13 protein-coding genes are annotated in these 15,748 nt (G+C 59.3%); 5 read left to right on the forward strand and 8 right to left on the reverse strand.

What is annotated here, in order from left to right; genetic code table 11:
- The first annotated feature begins 117 nt into the window (after positions 1–117).
- Positions 118–438 (forward strand): hypothetical protein, encoded by a 321-nt coding sequence (locus tag FQ705_RS28235; protein ID WP_144146997.1) that lies wholly within the window; start codon positions 118–120, stop codon positions 436–438.
- Between the two features lie 34 nt (positions 439–472).
- Here the strand turns inward: FQ705_RS28235 and FQ705_RS28240 are convergent, their stop codons facing one another.
- The 5 genes from FQ705_RS28240 to FQ705_RS28260 all read right to left on the reverse strand — a co-directional run bounded on the left by FQ705_RS28240 (position 473) and on the right by FQ705_RS28260 (position 6,325).
- Positions 473–1,681, reverse strand: coding sequence for a sensor histidine kinase (locus tag FQ705_RS28240; RefSeq protein WP_144147000.1), 1,209 nt, complete (start codon positions 1,679–1,681; stop codon positions 473–475).
- A 169-nt stretch (positions 1,682–1,850) separates the two neighbouring features.
- Positions 1,851–3,284: an efflux transporter outer membrane subunit gene (locus FQ705_RS28245; protein WP_144147003.1), complete on the reverse strand. Its 1,434-nt coding sequence runs from the start codon at positions 3,282–3,284 to the stop codon at positions 1,851–1,853.
- Positions 3,285–3,297: 13 nt separating this feature from the next.
- Positions 3,298–4,440 carry an ABC transporter permease gene (locus tag FQ705_RS28250; RefSeq protein ID WP_144147008.1) on the reverse strand — a complete coding sequence of 381 codons (1,143 nt, stop codon included), beginning with the start codon at positions 4,438–4,440 and terminating at the stop codon, positions 3,298–3,300.
- A complete protein-coding gene (locus tag FQ705_RS28255; protein ID WP_144147010.1) occupies positions 4,437–5,381 on the reverse strand; it encodes an ABC transporter ATP-binding protein in 945 nt (314 codons plus the stop codon). The genes FQ705_RS28250 and FQ705_RS28255 overlap by 4 nt, the downstream gene beginning before the upstream one ends.
- A complete protein-coding gene (locus tag FQ705_RS28260) occupies positions 5,378–6,325 on the reverse strand; it encodes an HlyD family secretion protein (RefSeq protein WP_409934746.1) in 948 nt (315 codons plus the stop codon). The genes FQ705_RS28255 and FQ705_RS28260 overlap by 4 nt, the downstream gene beginning before the upstream one ends.
- Before the next feature lie 561 nt (positions 6,326–6,886).
- Here FQ705_RS28260 and FQ705_RS28265 point away from each other — a divergent pair.
- Together FQ705_RS28265 and FQ705_RS28270 are read left to right on the forward strand one after the other, a co-directional pair.
- The gene (locus FQ705_RS28265) at positions 6,887–7,612 is read left to right on the forward strand and encodes a TetR/AcrR family transcriptional regulator (protein ID WP_186308033.1); all 726 of its coding nucleotides are present in this window, start codon (positions 6,887–6,889) and stop codon (positions 7,610–7,612) included.
- Between the two features lie 184 nt (positions 7,613–7,796).
- Positions 7,797–8,603 (forward strand): transglutaminase-like domain-containing protein, encoded by an 807-nt coding sequence (locus tag FQ705_RS28270; RefSeq protein WP_144147016.1) that lies wholly within the window; start codon positions 7,797–7,799, stop codon positions 8,601–8,603.
- A 67-nt stretch (positions 8,604–8,670) separates the two neighbouring features.
- Here the strand turns inward: FQ705_RS28270 and FQ705_RS28275 are convergent, their stop codons facing one another.
- Positions 8,671–8,913 carry a hypothetical protein gene (locus FQ705_RS28275; protein WP_144147019.1) on the reverse strand — a complete coding sequence of 81 codons (243 nt, stop codon included), beginning with the start codon at positions 8,911–8,913 and terminating at the stop codon, positions 8,671–8,673.
- A gap of 492 nt (positions 8,914–9,405) precedes the next feature.
- On the opposite strand from FQ705_RS28275, the gene FQ705_RS28280 reads away from it, so the two are divergent.
- Positions 9,406–10,746, forward strand: coding sequence for a RimK family alpha-L-glutamate ligase (locus FQ705_RS28280; protein ID WP_144147022.1), 1,341 nt, complete (start codon positions 9,406–9,408; stop codon positions 10,744–10,746).
- Positions 10,747–10,898: 152 nt separating this feature from the next.
- Here FQ705_RS28280 and FQ705_RS28285 read toward each other — a convergent pair whose 3' ends face one another.
- Both FQ705_RS28285 and FQ705_RS28290 read right to left on the reverse strand, forming a co-directional pair.
- Positions 10,899–11,723, reverse strand: a complete 825-nt coding sequence (locus FQ705_RS28285; protein ID WP_144147025.1) for a hypothetical protein — start codon at positions 11,721–11,723, stop codon at positions 10,899–10,901.
- 414 nt (positions 11,724–12,137) lie between these two features.
- Entirely contained in the window at positions 12,138–13,217 is a 1,080-nt protein-coding gene (locus FQ705_RS28290) for a hypothetical protein (protein WP_144147029.1), read from the reverse strand.
- 291 nt (positions 13,218–13,508) lie between these two features.
- Here FQ705_RS28290 and FQ705_RS28295 point away from each other — a divergent pair, with 291 nt between their 5' ends.
- Positions 13,509–15,371 carry a hybrid sensor histidine kinase/response regulator gene (locus FQ705_RS28295; protein ID WP_144147032.1) on the forward strand — a complete coding sequence of 621 codons (1,863 nt, stop codon included), beginning with the start codon at positions 13,509–13,511 and terminating at the stop codon, positions 15,369–15,371.
- Positions 15,372–15,748 lie beyond the last annotated feature (377 nt).

A 15,748-nucleotide genomic window follows, 5' to 3' on the forward strand; every position in this document is an offset into this window, starting at 1 on the left:
GCGACGACTCATTCCGTCAGGAAGACGAGAACCCGCGACAGACGGCATGACGCTTGCGACACCTGATTCGTGTAAGCGAGTGACGCTTACACGAGATAGTTTGTTTGGAGGTGAGCCATGAAATATCTAATCAGGACGCTTGTCACTTCGGTGTTTGCGGTGGCACTGTCGACAGTAACAACTTTTGCACAGGCTGGCGGATCTGCAGCGCCTAGCCTTGGCGCGGGCACGACAAAAACTCCGAGCGCAGCAGGCGATCGGGCGACAGATGTTCCGGACGCTGGCGTCGGCGTGGGAAATGGGACTGATGCAGCGATCAGCGGCGCGACGACCAGACGTCCCAGTAGCAAAACCAACGGCTTGAACAAGGGAACAAATAGCGGCGCAAATAGCGATGTAAATCACGGCTTGAACGGCTCAAACCGCAATATTCAATAGCCAGGCTTTGCATCACGTCGTCGCCTGGAACTCGTCACCGGATTAGTGGAATGCTCGCGGTAAAACATGTGCCGTCGGACACTGTCGAGCACACTTCGAGCGTTCCGCCATGCGCTTCCACTATCTGCTTACAAATGTACAGGCCCAGTCCAAGTCCGCCCCCGGGTGAACTGGATGGCGGTCGCCAGTATGGCTCGAAGACTTTTGGAAGCATGTGCGCCGGTATCGGCTCGCCGCCGTTCGATACAGTTAGAGTGAAATGCGCAGCATCCGTTGATGTGCGAACCACTACCGGCATGTCACCCGCGCCGTGAGTCAGCGCATTCCCGAGTAGATTCGACAGCAGCTGCTGCATGCGGGCAAAGTCGCAGCTGACGGGGTCCACAGACGCCAATTCTACGGTCACGACGCGTGCAGGATTTGCAAGACGGGCTTCGTCGACGACCGCAAGGAGAGCCTCGTTGAGGTTGTCGACGGGTTGAATCGTCACGGCAATGCCCGCACCAAGTCGACCCCGCGCGAAGTCCATGACATCTTCAATGAGCCGGGACATCCGCGTCACCGTCCGCTTCAGGCGGTTGCCGACATTCATGAGGTTCGAGTCATCGGTGCGACACGCCAGGTATTCGGCTGTCGCACTCACAGCTGACAAGGGATTACGCAAATCGTGACCGAGAACAGCAATGAACTGTTCACGTAAATTTGCGGTCTCGCGCTCACTTAGCAGCTGAGCTTCTGTCGACCACTGCCGATGCTCATTCTCCAGCTGCATACCTATCAGATTTGCGAAGACCTCGAACATTCGCACAATCCTTGCCTCCGACACTCGGGCCGGCCGGGGGTCGATAGCACATAGATTTCCGAAATACTCGCCCCCCGGCGTGATGATAGGAACGGATATGTAACTTTCCAGTTTGTAGATGGCAGGTGTGTGGTGGTTTTTATAAGTGGCATCCTGGCTGAACTGGTCGATGATGATTGCATGCCGAGCCGCACGCGATTCGAAACACAGGGTTGTGTGAAGCTCTAGCTGGCCGCCTGCTTTCAAACCGAAGCCGATATTATCCTGGACTGCGCATGCGGTCCAAGTAGCGTCGGTCACCCGGGCGACGGCCGCAAAGCCCATCCCGGTTTCGTCGCAAATCATCTTCAGCATCGAAGTCACCGCGCCTATGCGCGTAATCGCGCCGATGTCGAGTGCGAGCGACTCCGACGAATCGGTATGATTTGGAACGTTTCGCATGTGCCGTCCTTGGCCGGGGTTTCGAGATTAAAAGACTGTAACGCGGCGCGCACTCGAAAGAGCGGTGCTTTTGTCCCTGTGATTGCTTCGTTCTGACCTTCGCAATTGCAGGCTCCTCACGATCCGCCGCGCCCATCGCCTCGAGATAGCCGGCGATAGCTGATTTCTATCACCAGGCGCGCCCCAGGGACTGGAATAGCATAGCAGTGTCCGTCAGCCTGTCAGCCTGCGCACGACTCTGGTCGAGGGCGGTTTGCAGCGCCGATCGCTGTGTATCAAGCAGGCTGAACTGGCTAACCCCACCTGCCACATACTGCGCTTGCGCAATGGTAAGACTTGACTGGGCTTCCCGCTGCGCATCACTGCGTTCGCTCAACGTCCGCGCATCATTATTCAACGCTTGCAATGCGTCCGCGACCTGCTGGAGCGCCTGAAGCACTGTTTGCCGATACCCGGCAAGCGCAGCGTCATAGTCGGCCTGCGCGGCGCGCTTTTTCGCATGCAGCTCTCCGCCGCGAAACAGCGGCTGCGTCAGGTTGAGGCCAATGTTCCAGATGTTCATTCCGCTCAGGACATCCGCCATCCGCGTGCGTTCCGAGCCAATCCCCGCTGAAATCGCAAACTGCGGATACAGGTTGGCCGTTGCCACGCCGACATTCGCGCTCGCCTGATGCAGCAGCGCTTCCGACGCGCGAATGTCCGGCCGTTCGTGCGCGAGGGTTGACGGCAGTGTGACCGGCACGGTTGATGGCAGGTGTAACGAGTCGAGCGTGATGTCGTGAAAGTCTGCCTCGGAAGGCGCACTGCCGAGCAGAATCGCCAGTTGATGATCGGCTTGGGCGAGTTGCGTCGACAGCGGCGGCAGTGTCGCGCGCGTTTGTGCGAGCAGCGTGCGCTGGCTACGGACGTCGAGTTCAGACACGCCCCCGGCCGCGAATCGGCGTTCCATGATCGACAACTGGTGCCCCTGTGTATCGGCGAGGCGCTCAGTCAAGTCAATCTGCTGTTGCAGGGACGCGCGCCGGATCGCGTTGGCGACCACGTTGCCCGCCAGCGATAGCCTCGCCGCCTCCAGCTCGTAGGCCTCGTAATTGACCTGGGCCATTAGTCCTTCGAGCGCGCGTCGGTTGCCGCCAAATATATCCAGAGCGTATGACACGCTGAGCGACGCGTTATAGATAGTGAAAGGACCGGGGCTTGGTACGGACGTAATGCCGAATGAATTCAGATCGACTTTCTGACGCGTGGTGGAAAGCGTGGCGTCGATCGCGGGATACTGGGTCGCGCCAGCCTCCGCTGCATAGTTCTCGCGCGCCTCCGTCAATCTGGCTTGCGCTTGTGCCAGCGTAGGGCTGTTATGCAGCGCGGTATCGACGAGACGGTTCAAGGCATTGGAGCCGAACTGGGTCCACCACATCGGCACAGCGTTGTCTGCCTGGGTGAAGGTCTGCGTCGTACCAGCCGCATCGGCGGACACAGGCTGCGTGCCGCGAGTATAAGACTGTGTGCTGGGCGCGGCCGGCGCCTGGAAGTCCGGACCTACCGCACAGCCGCAGAGTGCGAGAGAGGCGATAAGAACGGAAGAGCTTGCGAGCGGGTTCATCAGCGTGATCCTCTTAATCGAGCGTGCGCCGATAAAAGCGCAATGCGATGCCCAGCACGACTACCGTGAACAACATTAGCGGCCAGACTGAGGGCCACAGTTCGGTCCATCCATTACCTTTAAGGAGGATGCCCCGCACGAGCCGGTTGAAATAGGTGAGCGGTAGTACGTTGCCGATCCATTGCGCCCAGCGTGGCATCCCGGCGAACGGAAACATGAAACCGGATAGCAGCATGCTGGGCAGGAAATAGAAAAACGTAAGCTGCACCGCCTGCAACTGGTTCTGCGCGAGCGACGATAACGTAATGCCAACGGTCAGGTTCGCGGCGATGAACAGCAGTGACGTCAGATAAATCGCCAGCACGCTGCCTTCGAAGGGCACGTTGAACACATAGCGGCACGCGGCGAGAATGATGGAGACCTGCACCAGCCCGATAGCCACATAGGGAACGATCTTGCCGGTCATCACCTCAAGTGGCAGGACCGGCGTCGCGAGAAGGTTTTCCATCGTGCCGCGCTCGCGCTCGCGCGTGATGGCGAGGCCCGTCATCATCACCATCGTCATGGTCAGGATGATGCCCATCAGCCCCGGCACGACGTTGTATTGGGTGATGCCTTCCGGGTTATACAGGCGTTGTACCTGCACACTAAATGCAGCGGGTGCGCCGTTCAGGTGCGCAAGCGGACCGGTGATGTCCTTGTCTGCCACTGGTTGAACGAGGCTCGGCAACGCACCGAGTGCGGTGCCGGTGGCGGTTGGGTCGGTCGCATCGGCTTCGACGAGCAAGGCGGGCCGCTCGCCGCGCAGCAACCGCTTCGAAAAATCGGCTGGGACCGTCAGCACGAATTGGACGCGGCCTTCTGCAAGCGCGCGACGCCCTTCCTCCTCGGTATGCAGCGTGTCGACAATCCTGAAGTATTCCGAGTTCTCCATTGCCGCGACGAAGCTGCGCGAAAACGGGCTCTGGTCGGCAAGAATCACGGCGGTGGGCAAATGCTTCGGATCGGTGTTGATCGCAAAGCCGAAGAGCGCCAGTTGCACGACCGGCAAGCCGACGATCATCGCGAACGTGATCCGGTCGCGTCGTAGCTGTAAAAGCTCCTTCAGCACAATGCTCCACCAGCGCGTCAGCGAGAAAAAGGCATCGAAGTTCACGCCTTGGCTCCGTAGTTGTCAGCCGATCGGTTCATCATGTAGATGAAGACATCCTCAAGGCCCGTTCCGATCTGCTCGATGCGCACCGGCTTGCCGTCGGTAGCACGTCGGATCGCTGCCTCCAGCGCCGGGTGATCGTGGCCGCTTGCATGCAATGCCGAGCCGAATACGACGGTTTGATCGACACCGTCCATCCCACGCAACTGTTCGGATAGTTCAGTGAGATGTTCGCCATAAATCGACCATGTCGCGAGGTCTTGTGAATCGATCACCTCTTTCGACGTTCCATGTGCGAGCAGCTTGCCGTAAGCGATATAGGCAAGCTTGTGGCAGCGTTCTGCCTCGTCCATGTAGTGAGTGCTGACGAGCACGGAGATTCCGCGTGCCGCGAGACGATGCAGTTCCTCCCAGAAATCGCGCCGTGCAGTCGGATCGACTCCGGCGGTTGGCTCGTCGAGCAACAACAGACGCGGCTCGTGCAGCATGCACGCCGCCAGCGCAAGCCGCTGTTTCCACCCGCCCGATAGTGCACCCGTCAACTGGTTCGCGCGGCTTTGCAGACCGAGCGTTTCAAGCGTCGCGTCGACTTCCTCACGGCGGTTTTTCATTTCATACACGCGCGCGACGAAGTCGAGATTTTCGCGGATGGTCAGGTCTTCCCAGAACGAAAAGCGCTGGGTCATGTAGCCCACGTTTCGCTTGATCAGCGCGCTTTGACGCACGATGTCGTAGCCGAGGCATGTGCCGCTGCCCGAGTCCGGTGTCAACAACCCGCACATCAATCGTATCGAGGTGGTCTTGCCGCTGCCATTAGGCCCGAGGAAGCCAAAGATTTCACCTTGCGCGACCTGTAACGACACGTCGTTCACGACATGCTTGTCGCCGAAGTGCTTGTTCAAGCCGTGCACGTCTATCGCGTACTGTTGGTCCGGTTGACTCATTGCAGCGTCACCGTGACGGGCTGCCCCGGACGGAGCTTGTCGGCGTCAGCGACGGCCGGATGCGCTTCGATCATATAGACGAGCTTGGAGCGGCGCTCGTTGCTGTAAATCACCGGCGGCGTATATTCCGCCTGGTTCGAAATGTAGGTGATCTTCGCCGCCACGTCGGCTGCGCAGCCGTCGCAATGGATCGTCAGCGCGCGGCCCGGCTGCAGTGCTCCCACCGCAGTTTCTGGCACAAAGAAGCGCACCTTGACGTTCTGCGGGGGCAGCATCTGGGCGACGGGGCTGCCTGCCTGCACCCATTCGCCGACGCGGAACAGCGTGTCATACACGCGGCCCCGCGCCGGCGCCGTCACCTGCTTCTGATCGAGCTTCCACTGCGCCTGCGCGACGGCCGCCTGCGCAGCCTCGACCTGGGCGGACTGGGCGCTGATCTGCTGCTGGCGTCCGGGCAACCGGGCAACGTCGATCTGATATGAAAGCTCGCGCACCTGAGCTGCGGTCGCTTCGGCGTTGGCGCGCGAATCGTCGAGCTGGGCTTTCGGAATGCCGCCCGCGCTGTACTGGGCTTCGTCACGCGTCAGCTGCAGCGCTGCCTTGCGCGCGTTAGCGGTGGCTTGCGCTAGCTGCGCCTTCGTAACGTCGACCTCGACCGGCCGCTTGCCAGTCTGGATATCGTGCAATTGCGCATGTGCCGACATGAGCTGCTGCCTGGCCTGGTTCAACGCCGCGGTTTCGTTTCCTGATTCGAGCGTGAACACCGATGCGCCTGCATCAACCATCTGGCCGCGCGTGATCGCTAGCTGCGTGAGCGTGCCCGACTGCGACGAACTGAGATAGACGAATTCGCCTTCGACGTAGCCCTGGTAAGCGGGCGTTTCGTGACGGGAACAACCCGGCAGTACAGCAACGGCGAGCAGGCAGCCCGCGAGCAGGGCAATGCCCTTCACGGGCGCGGTATCGCTGGAACGAGGGTTGGTCCGTGCGCCGCGACCTGACTTCGCCTCGCGAACACTTTGATGCCGAAACGACAGGGCGGGCATCCGGCCAACCGGTCTTGCGGCCGCCATCGGTGCATGGTTGGGTTTCAACGTTTTCCCTCGCGCTTATACAGTGGAGATGCGCCGCAGCAGACGACCGGTGCACATCGTTTACGTCGCGGGCTGTCAATTGGGGTGGCCGATCGGCTAGCTGTCTGAAGCCCCGGAGCAGATAATGACTTCAAAGTCATTAGTTCGCAAGTCCTGCTTTCGGGTGACGGCAGCGGATGAGTGACCAGGGTAGCGTCGAGATGCGGCCATTGAGACTGCATCGACCGATGAACCGACAGCGAGCGATGTTCACCTGCGGCAGAGGGACAACGAGCAGGCAGGGCGACGGGCTATCATGACGTGAGTGAAGGAAGAGCCTACGCAAGGACGGTGAACAGCAACCGGCCAGGACCGGTTCTCAGGCTAGCCCATACCTCCATGCGCGGCAATTTATGGATTGCAGAAGAAAGAATGAAACATACCGAAGCCACTGCAAAGGAATCAGGAGAACCTCGCCGCTCCGCTACCGAACCGGACAAACGCCGGCGGCGCAAGGATGCGCGACCCGGTGAAATCATCGATGTCGCGCTTTCCTGCTTTCTCGAGGCAGGCTACGAGGCAACCAGACTGGATGACGTTGCGCGCCGCGCTGGTGTCGCCAAGGGCACCGTCTATCTGTACTTCGAAACCAAGGAGCGGCTGTTTCGCGCTGTCGTCCAGCAGGTGACTGCGACGAACGTGCGACAGTTGAGTGAGACGATTCACCAGTTCGATCGCTCATTTGCCGAATTCGTACCGCTTTTTCTTTCCCAGGCAGCCACGTCGATTGGAAACAGTCTTAGCCCGGGTATCGCAGCGCTGATTCTCAGGGAAAGCGAACGCTTCCCAGACCTTGGGCGTATCTGGGTCGAAGAGGTCGTGGCACCCTTGTTCGAAGCTCTGCAGGCGCTTATTGAACGCTCGCAAAAGAAGGGCGAAGTCCGTGACGGCGACCCTCGTGTTCATGTGTTCTCTCTGATCGGCCCGATGTTTGCCGCAATCCTGTCTCGCCAGGTCCTGGCACCGCTGGGTTTCGAACCGGTGGATCTGGTAACGCTAGCCGACCAACATGCGAGGACAGTGCTTGCAGGTCTCTGTCCGTCGGCGCGGCAGGTTCAACCGTTCGTCTCCGCACAGAGCGACGCCGAGGGAAATTGACCGTATTCCCGGCGGATTGTCGCTAGCAACGGTCTCTCCCTGACCGCATTTCAAGCGTGGCCGCTTGCGAAGTCGAAACGAATACATGCATTCGGTACCCTCTGCGAATTGGGAACGGTCGTTGCTGTGAGTCTCGTCAATGGCTGTCCGCTACAGCCCGCCCTGCTGCCAATAAGGTGAACGCATGAGACTTCGCGTGGGTTACGAGTTGGTATTCGCATGTCCCCAAGCGACGCCAATGCTGCTGATGCTGAATACGCACCTTTCCCGTGCTCAGGACATGCTGGTCCCGGACAACGTCAACACCTATCCCTGGACGCCGCTGCGGCAATATCGGGACTCTTTTGGCAATCTCTGCACGCGTCTGGTCGCGCCGCCAGGCGAGTTGACGTTGTCGGCGTGCGGAGTGTTCGAGGTACCTCCGCACCATGAGCTACCTGGTTCGAACGGCTATCAGCACGCAATCGAGCAGCTGCCCGATGAATCTTTGATGTTCCTGCTTGGCAGCCGTTATTGCGAAACAGATTTGCTATCCGATTTCGCATGGCGGACATTCGACCACACGCCGCCCGGCCGGGATCGGGTACAGGCAATCTGCGACTTTGTACATCGCCACGTTCGCTTCGACTACAACTGCGCGCGGCCGACCAGAACGGCATGGCAAACATGGCAGGACGGCGTGGGCGTATGCCGGGATTACGCGCATCTCGCGGTGGCGTTATGCCGTGCGATGAATATTCCCGCGCGATATTGCACAGGCTACATCAGCGATGTAGGCCTCCCTCCGCCCTACGCTCCGATGGATTTCTGTGCATGGTTTGAAGCTTTTTTAGGCGACCATTGGGAGACCTTCGACCCACGGAATAATGCTCCGCGCACCGGCCGCATTCTGATGGCGCGGGGACGCGACGCGGCCGATGTCGCGATAAGCAATACCTTTGGATCGTCGTTGCTAACCCGGTTCCTGGTGGTCTGTGAACCCGATAGCTGATCAATTGGCAGATTGAAGAGCAGTCGGCATGCTTCGACCATGCACATCAAGTTCGTTGACGCGGCCGCTAAGCCTGCCCGGCCGTGTATTCATCAATGACCAATTGCAGGTCTGCCGGAGTCGGACAGGTTCCCCAGTTGCTTTGGCTTGCAACGCTGGCAATCGCAAACCACGAATTCGGCGGGAACCACACCGCTCCCACATCCTTGCCGAACAGAATGCGAAGACGCCCCGTCACCGCATCGAACTCGGCCGTTATTTTTCGCCCATCCAATAGAGCGTCCGCCCTGACATATCTGTCTTTAAACATGATGCCTCCCGGCGTGAGCCCGCTACGACAACACGCAGAGAGCGTGCCAATCCGAGCAATTGACCCCGCAACGCGCTTTTGTTCAGATTGCGTGACCAGATCTCCAGTTCGATGCGCCGCGACGGATCTTTCTTGCACTGTCTCGGTGCTGAAATGACCGATAAGGCACTGCCGCCATGGAGCTCGCGTTTTTCACACTGACGGTGTTTTCGATCATCGCGATGACCACGGACTGGTCGCAATTGAGCGCGCTTTTTCCACACTTTCTTCGTGGTGTACGATGATGCCCCGCGCGCCATGCCTCACCCAGATGTGCTTTCAATTTGCTTAACGCCATTGGCTCATCTTCCGACCACGATTTTCGCGCCGCGTGCGGCGCTGCTGAATACGCTCACAGCCTCGCACGACGGCAAGTTCAGCAGTTCCAGCCTCGCATCGCAGAGTAGTCAGTCCGGACAGCGGCCGCGTCCGTGTCGAACTGACGGAGGTCCATTGTCCATTGAAGAATCCCGCGCGCCGGCCAGACTCGATCCTGAGTTTTACCGTAGGCAGGCCGACGTCTGTCGCACGGCCGGCGACGAACTCGCCGCGCTGGCACATTTGATCGCAGCTCAAACGCTCGACGCTTCTGCCGAGCAACCGTCCGGCGCACAACCGCGCAATCTGTGCGACGTCGCCACAGGCTATTTCATGAAGGGCGACTACGAGACCGCTGCGCATTGGTACCGTCTCGTGCTCGATATCGCTCCCGATACTGCCGTCGCCTGGTTGAACCTGGCGGCAATCCACGCCGAACAGGACAACCCGCACGAAGCTGCGGCATGCCGTGAACGCGCGTACAAGTCCCAGCGCGTATTCATCGAACAGACGGGCGGCGAAACGCGTCGCGTCCTGATTCTCTGTAGCGGCAGCGGCACCGGCAACGTGCCGTTCGCAGCCTTGCTACCCGGCACGGTCAATTGCCGCATCAAATACGCTATCGATTACGCCCTCGACGAAGAGGACGCCAACCTTCCGCCATTCGATCTCGTGTTCAATGCGCTCGGCGATCCGGACATCGCGAAGCCGCTCGCCGGTCGCCTCGCGCGGTTCGAGTCGCGCACGTCGCGGCCCGTGCTCAACCGCTCGGCCGTGGTGGCACGCACGCGACGGCATTGCCTGACCGAATTGCTGCATGGTTTGACCGATGTGGTAAGCGCGCGTTGTGTGCTCGGCAACAAGCCGACTGTCGCCGACGACCCGCTCGCGTTCCGCCTCGCCGGCAATGGACTGACGCTGCCGCTGTTGCTGCGGCCAGTCGCATCGCATGGCGGCGACGGCCTCGTGCGTTGCGAAGACATCGACACACTTAACGCGCATCTACGCGTAATGGACGGTTCGTATTACCTGAGCGCATTCCACGACACACGCGACGCGGACGGGTTTTATCGCAAGTACCGCATGATCTTTATAGACGGCGAGCCGTTTGCGTATCACCTCGCGATCTCGTCACACTGGATGGTCCACTACTACTCGGCGAATATGGAGGCGTACGCATGGAAGCTCGATGAAGAGCGTCGGTTTCTCGCCGATCCGCGTGGCACGATCGGCGACCGCGCATTACGTGCGATCGCGAACATCGGCGAACGACTAGCGCTCGATTACGCCGGCATCGACTTCACGATCCTGCAGGACGGCAGAGTGTTCGTCTTCGAAGCCAATGCAACGATGCTGGTGCATTACGAACGTGACGACGGCCCATTGAAGCACAAGAACGATCACGTACAACGCATCGTGGCAGCTTTCGAACAGATGATGATTCGCCGAACTGCCTCTCGTGCCAGGCTCCCGTAACTTATTCAGTCGCAGAGAGTCGGCATGATCGGGCATCGCACCGGCTCGGTGATGTCACCGCGTACGGCAACAACACTGAAGTCACTGATCGCGGGCGAGCTTGCTTCTGCAGTCGCGTCCCGACCGTATGACGGCCGGTAAACGCGTGCGCCTCAGATCGGCTTATCGCTCGCTGGCGTGGCGAAACGGATAGCCGTCTTTTCGCCATCCTTCTGGAAGTCGCTATACGACCAATCCATTTTCGCAGTCGATGTCGCGAGAGAACGGCTCAATCCGACGCCGTATTCGGTCAAATACGTACGCCGCGTCTTGTTCTGGATGATGCCGTCACGGGTGTCCTGGCAGTCGAGGTCGATTGCCCTGCCCGTCAGCCCGGCGCTCATCTGCGAAGCCGGATAGTAGCGTCCCGTGTGACAACTCGACACGGTAGTGCGGAAATTGACGAGCTGAACCGTCGTGCCGATCTTGAACGTCGTCGTGTACGTTGTATCTTCTTTGGGTGCATCGAACGCGAACTGGTTGTTATCGCTGTCATGCACGATGAACGGAATGAGCGCGGTCGTCTGTGAATACGAGGCCGTCTCCTGCTTCAGGCTGTACATGTTGAGGTACGACAGGCTGAACGTCGCGCCGCTCGGTACATCGTTAGCCGATGTCTCGAACACCTGCTGGACCAGACCCGTATCCTGTGCATTAATAAGCGTGGCTTTGAAATCGCTCTTTATTGCAACAGCGCCAACGTGCCCTGTCAGCGTGCCTGACATTGTCAGCATCTTGAACGGTAGCGTGTGCGCCCCTGCAGCGGGCAGTTTGTCGCGCACCCCGGCCGGCAGTGACTCGATGGTGAAGTGGGTGGCGAGATAGCCCGGCTTGTCGCGTGCCATGTCTTTCACTGACACGAACTGCACGCACCCGGACAACAGTCCGATGGATGCCAAAGACACGCCGGTCAGCGCGCTGGTCTTCTTGATCTGCATGCTCTCTCAGTCCCCTATCGACTTGCCGCATCCCTGCTGTTCGTGCGCGCCGGTTAGCGCGCTGCGACATGGGCGGCTCGATCTGCATATCGGCACCTGGCAATGAATCTTTAGGGTGATATCGACGGTGGCGGGACGGCAGCCCCCTTAGCTGTCCGTTACCTATCGGAGTGGACGTGACTGCTAGCTGCCTCGCAGCATCTGAGGTGCGCTTGATCAACCAGTCGGGAGAACCATCGCCAGAGATCAGCGTCGACCCAGCTTGGGTGGAAAGCTAGCAAGTCCGTGTATGGATAGGCCCATGTACTCACGTTGCCAACGATCCGCCGGCAAGGTCGACCGGCAAAAAAGACCCTCTGGTCGCCGTGTCAGTCAGCGCGAAAATCGCCTGCCGAACGAATCAGCTCGAACCGATCAATAAGTTAAGCCCAAACTGACCGTCCACCCCTCGACGTGTGGACCAAATAGATAAGCAGCGCCAACGCGTAAGCGCTTCGACTGTGGGTTGTCCCGCGCGAAGGGAAGTTCGAACCCAGCCCCAATGTTCGCGATCGTTGAAAAGCCCAGCGCGTCATGATTCGGACCGAAGAATCCGCCATATCCAGCATTAACGACGTAGCTTAATGGGCGAGACAATAACTGAATGCCTGCTGGTCCAACGTAAGTCGACTGGATCGACCATGCACCTGCCGTCTCCCTGAATCGCAGTATGGGATCCGATTCATCAAAGCTGGAAAGCCAGGACCATGCAATATGACCGCGAATAGTCAGCGTCTGTGCCGACGCGATGCTCGTGGTCCATTCGAGCGCGGCATTCGGGGTGATCACGAACGCGTTTTCGTGCCAGTTGAACAAGGGACCGTCTGCAGCAGGCTTAAGGCTGCTGGCGACGCCCGCATAAGAAGCGTCGTTGAGCAGTCTGACAACGCTGAAGTCCAGTGCTGGCTCGAATGTGAATCCATAGCCCAGCCTGCTTTTCAGGACGAGGCCGCCCGTCGCGCTGAAGGCCGACCATTTGCTCGAGATACTGCCCATCGAGCCGTCCGGCACAGTAATGGGCAAATCGTCCTTCTCACGAAAATAACCTGCTGACACGCGCCAATCGACGCTATCCCGGTCCGAAAACTTAAACAAGCTGCCCTCGTAGGGAATGCGGGTAACTGTGAAGGATTGAGGAACGGCACCGTCCGAAACCCGCAGATGCGCGGAGCTGATGTCCGGCGTCGCGGTCAGGTTCACAATCTGCGAATAACCAGATCCGAGACTCGCTGCACCGATAATGTCGCGGCTAGACTGTGCGAGTGCAAGTTGAGTGCCTGTGGCGGCTATAAAAACAAAGAGAAACTGCGTCATGCGGGCTAGCACCATCACACCGTGGTTTCGTGGCCAGCATTGCATGTGGGTGCCTCCATCCGGCGAGCAGATACGCGCGAAGAGGTCAATGTAACGCAGGTAAGCAAGCTCGACGACTTTTATGGGGGTGGTGGCGATCAACGGGCCTGGAAAGGCAGCGCCGCGAGCTGCGAGAGATTAGGCCGATGTCAAGGTTACGGTGAATCAGACCGGCCATCGGTCAAGGTTACGGATTGCTGACGGTGGGCGGCGGCAATTGACAGTCCGAAAGAAGATGGCGTGTTGCGTCCGAAGAGATGTAGGCATTCCAGGTCTGGCAGCGCATTCAGAACCCTACATTTGTGTGTATATGTCTCGCCGGCGCCCTGCTATTCTGATTGAATTGCACGCTGCCCTATCCGCGGACGGCGAATTTCCTGATCGAGCGTCGTCATGAGATCGTCAGGCCTCAGGGTGCGCAGGTTCAACTCGGCGGCTCAGGAGCGCGCATTCCTGCGGGACTACGCGCGACGGTTCTCCGGACAGCGCAAGCTTGCCATCGCAATCTTCACGGCGCTGTGGGTCGTATTTTCCATCCGCGACTTCGGCCGGTTAGGCGCGCTCGATCCCGCCCATCTGCACCACAACGAACTGATTCTCCTGAGAGTGGCCGGTACGATCGGGATGACGATTCCCGTGCTGTTCTGGACCCCGCGCGCGCTCGATGAACGTTGGGCCGTCGGGCTGCTTAGCCTCTGGACGATCAGCTGCTGGTTCGCCACGTTGAGAATGTTGCAGTTCTATCCGGGCGACCTTGGCTGGCGGGAAGTCTATCCAGTACTGATGTTTTCCCTTTTCCTGATATTCATGGCCTTTCGGCTTCGGGTTATCACGGCGGCTTGGCTAATCGGGATTTGCGTCGTCAGTTATTTGATCATGCTTTATTTCAAACCCGTCGGCGGAAGTGTCGAACTGCGTGTGGAGTCAGTGACCGCGCACGCCACGATGCTACCGTTGATGTCTATCGTCGGCGTGCTGCTCAGTATCCCGCTGGAACGTGCCGCGAGGCGTGAATTCATGGTCCGGCGCACCTTGCGCGCGGCCACGGCTCGCGTCGAAGCGGCGTCGCGCGCGGTCAACAAGCAGAACAGGCGCATGCAGGAGCTCGTCAAGGAGAAAGAGCGGTTCTTTTCATCGGCGTATCACGACATCCAGCAGCCTCTCGCCGCAATCAACCTTTTCATCCGCAGCGCCCGGACGAGGCTCGGTGCTGGATACGCCGTGGATCGCGAACTCGATGTCATCGAGGAGACCGCAGCCGACATCCTCGACATGTTCAAGGACATTCAGGATTACAGTGAGCTGGGCTCATATGTGCCTCGTGTCGTACCGGTCGATGTTCACGGACTCTTGGTCGAGGTTGTCGAGCAATACCGGGAGACGGCCCGGTTGCGTGGCATCGATCTAAGAATCGCGGGGCGGCGCAAGCGCCCACCGTCCATCGCGACCGACCGATCGCTCTACAAGCGCTCCGTATCGAATCTCGTATCGAACGCGATCAAGAACACGTCATCGGGCGGCGTCGTGCTTGGCTGGGTGCAACTGAACGAACGACTGCGCGTCGACGTATGGGACACCGGCATCGGCATTGCGCCCGCCCATCGGGACGCAATCTTCTCCGAGTACTACCAGATCAACAATCCGGGGCGCGACCGCTCGAAAGGGCTCGGGCTGGGGCTGTCGATCGTGCATCGTGCGATCCACATCCTGCCGGGACACAGTATGAGTTTCGCCTCCGCGGAAGGGCGCGGATCGCGCTTTTCCCTCTACGCGGCGGTTTCGGCGTCGACTCCGACTGTCGGGGCAAGTGCTCCGGATGGCGACGCCTACATGCCCGATCTCACAGGCACGTTCATGCTCTTGTGCGACGATGAACCTACCGTCCTCGAAGGCCTGAGGCGTCTTTTCTCAAGCGCGGGTGCGCTCGTGCATGCCGCCGGGTCGATGGCCGGATTCGAAGCCATCCTTGCCGATGACAGCCGCATTCCCGATCTCATCGTCGCCGATATCCGTTTGGGTGAAGGAGCCACCGGCAAGGACGTTGCTGACCGAATCCGCCGTCATTTCGCATGGGCTGGCGTTATTCCCGTCGCATTTATCACCGGCGAACTGCTGTCCGATCACATTCTTCGCGACTTCCCCGAACCGTTCGTGCTATTGCGCAAGTCCTCCGCCCCCAAAGACCTGCTATCGGAGATTAGCCGGTACATGAGCGCTCATCGGAAAACGAATCTTAATCTTGCGAACGACCAGTGACCTGAAGCGCCCCGAGCGTAATGTGGTCAGCCGTTCGGGGTTGCTTCCTGAAAGGCGCGGTTGATGAAATTCTCCGGCGAAGGCTCATTCGGCCGAGGCAGAACCCGTAGCGACGCAGCCTCGTAGCTGCAACGGCCAGCAATGTTGGGGCGACCGCTGTATTCCACTGCAATTCACTCGACTGATGAAACTGGCACAGTCGCCGCCGTTCGCAACGGTCCGATGGTCCCATTGCTACGCTTGATTCGTCTAATGATGGGCAAAAACCGCCACTTTCCAGGCGAGGCCATATAGCTCAACCGCCACTGTGTATGATCTGATCTGAAGACATCGGACGATCTTCCGATTTAGTCATATTCCGGTGTGTAATCGCAGCT

This window comes from Paraburkholderia sp. BCC1884, from assembly GCF_900996225.1.
In the GTDB taxonomy this organism is placed as follows: domain Bacteria; phylum Pseudomonadota; class Gammaproteobacteria; order Burkholderiales; family Burkholderiaceae; genus Paraburkholderia.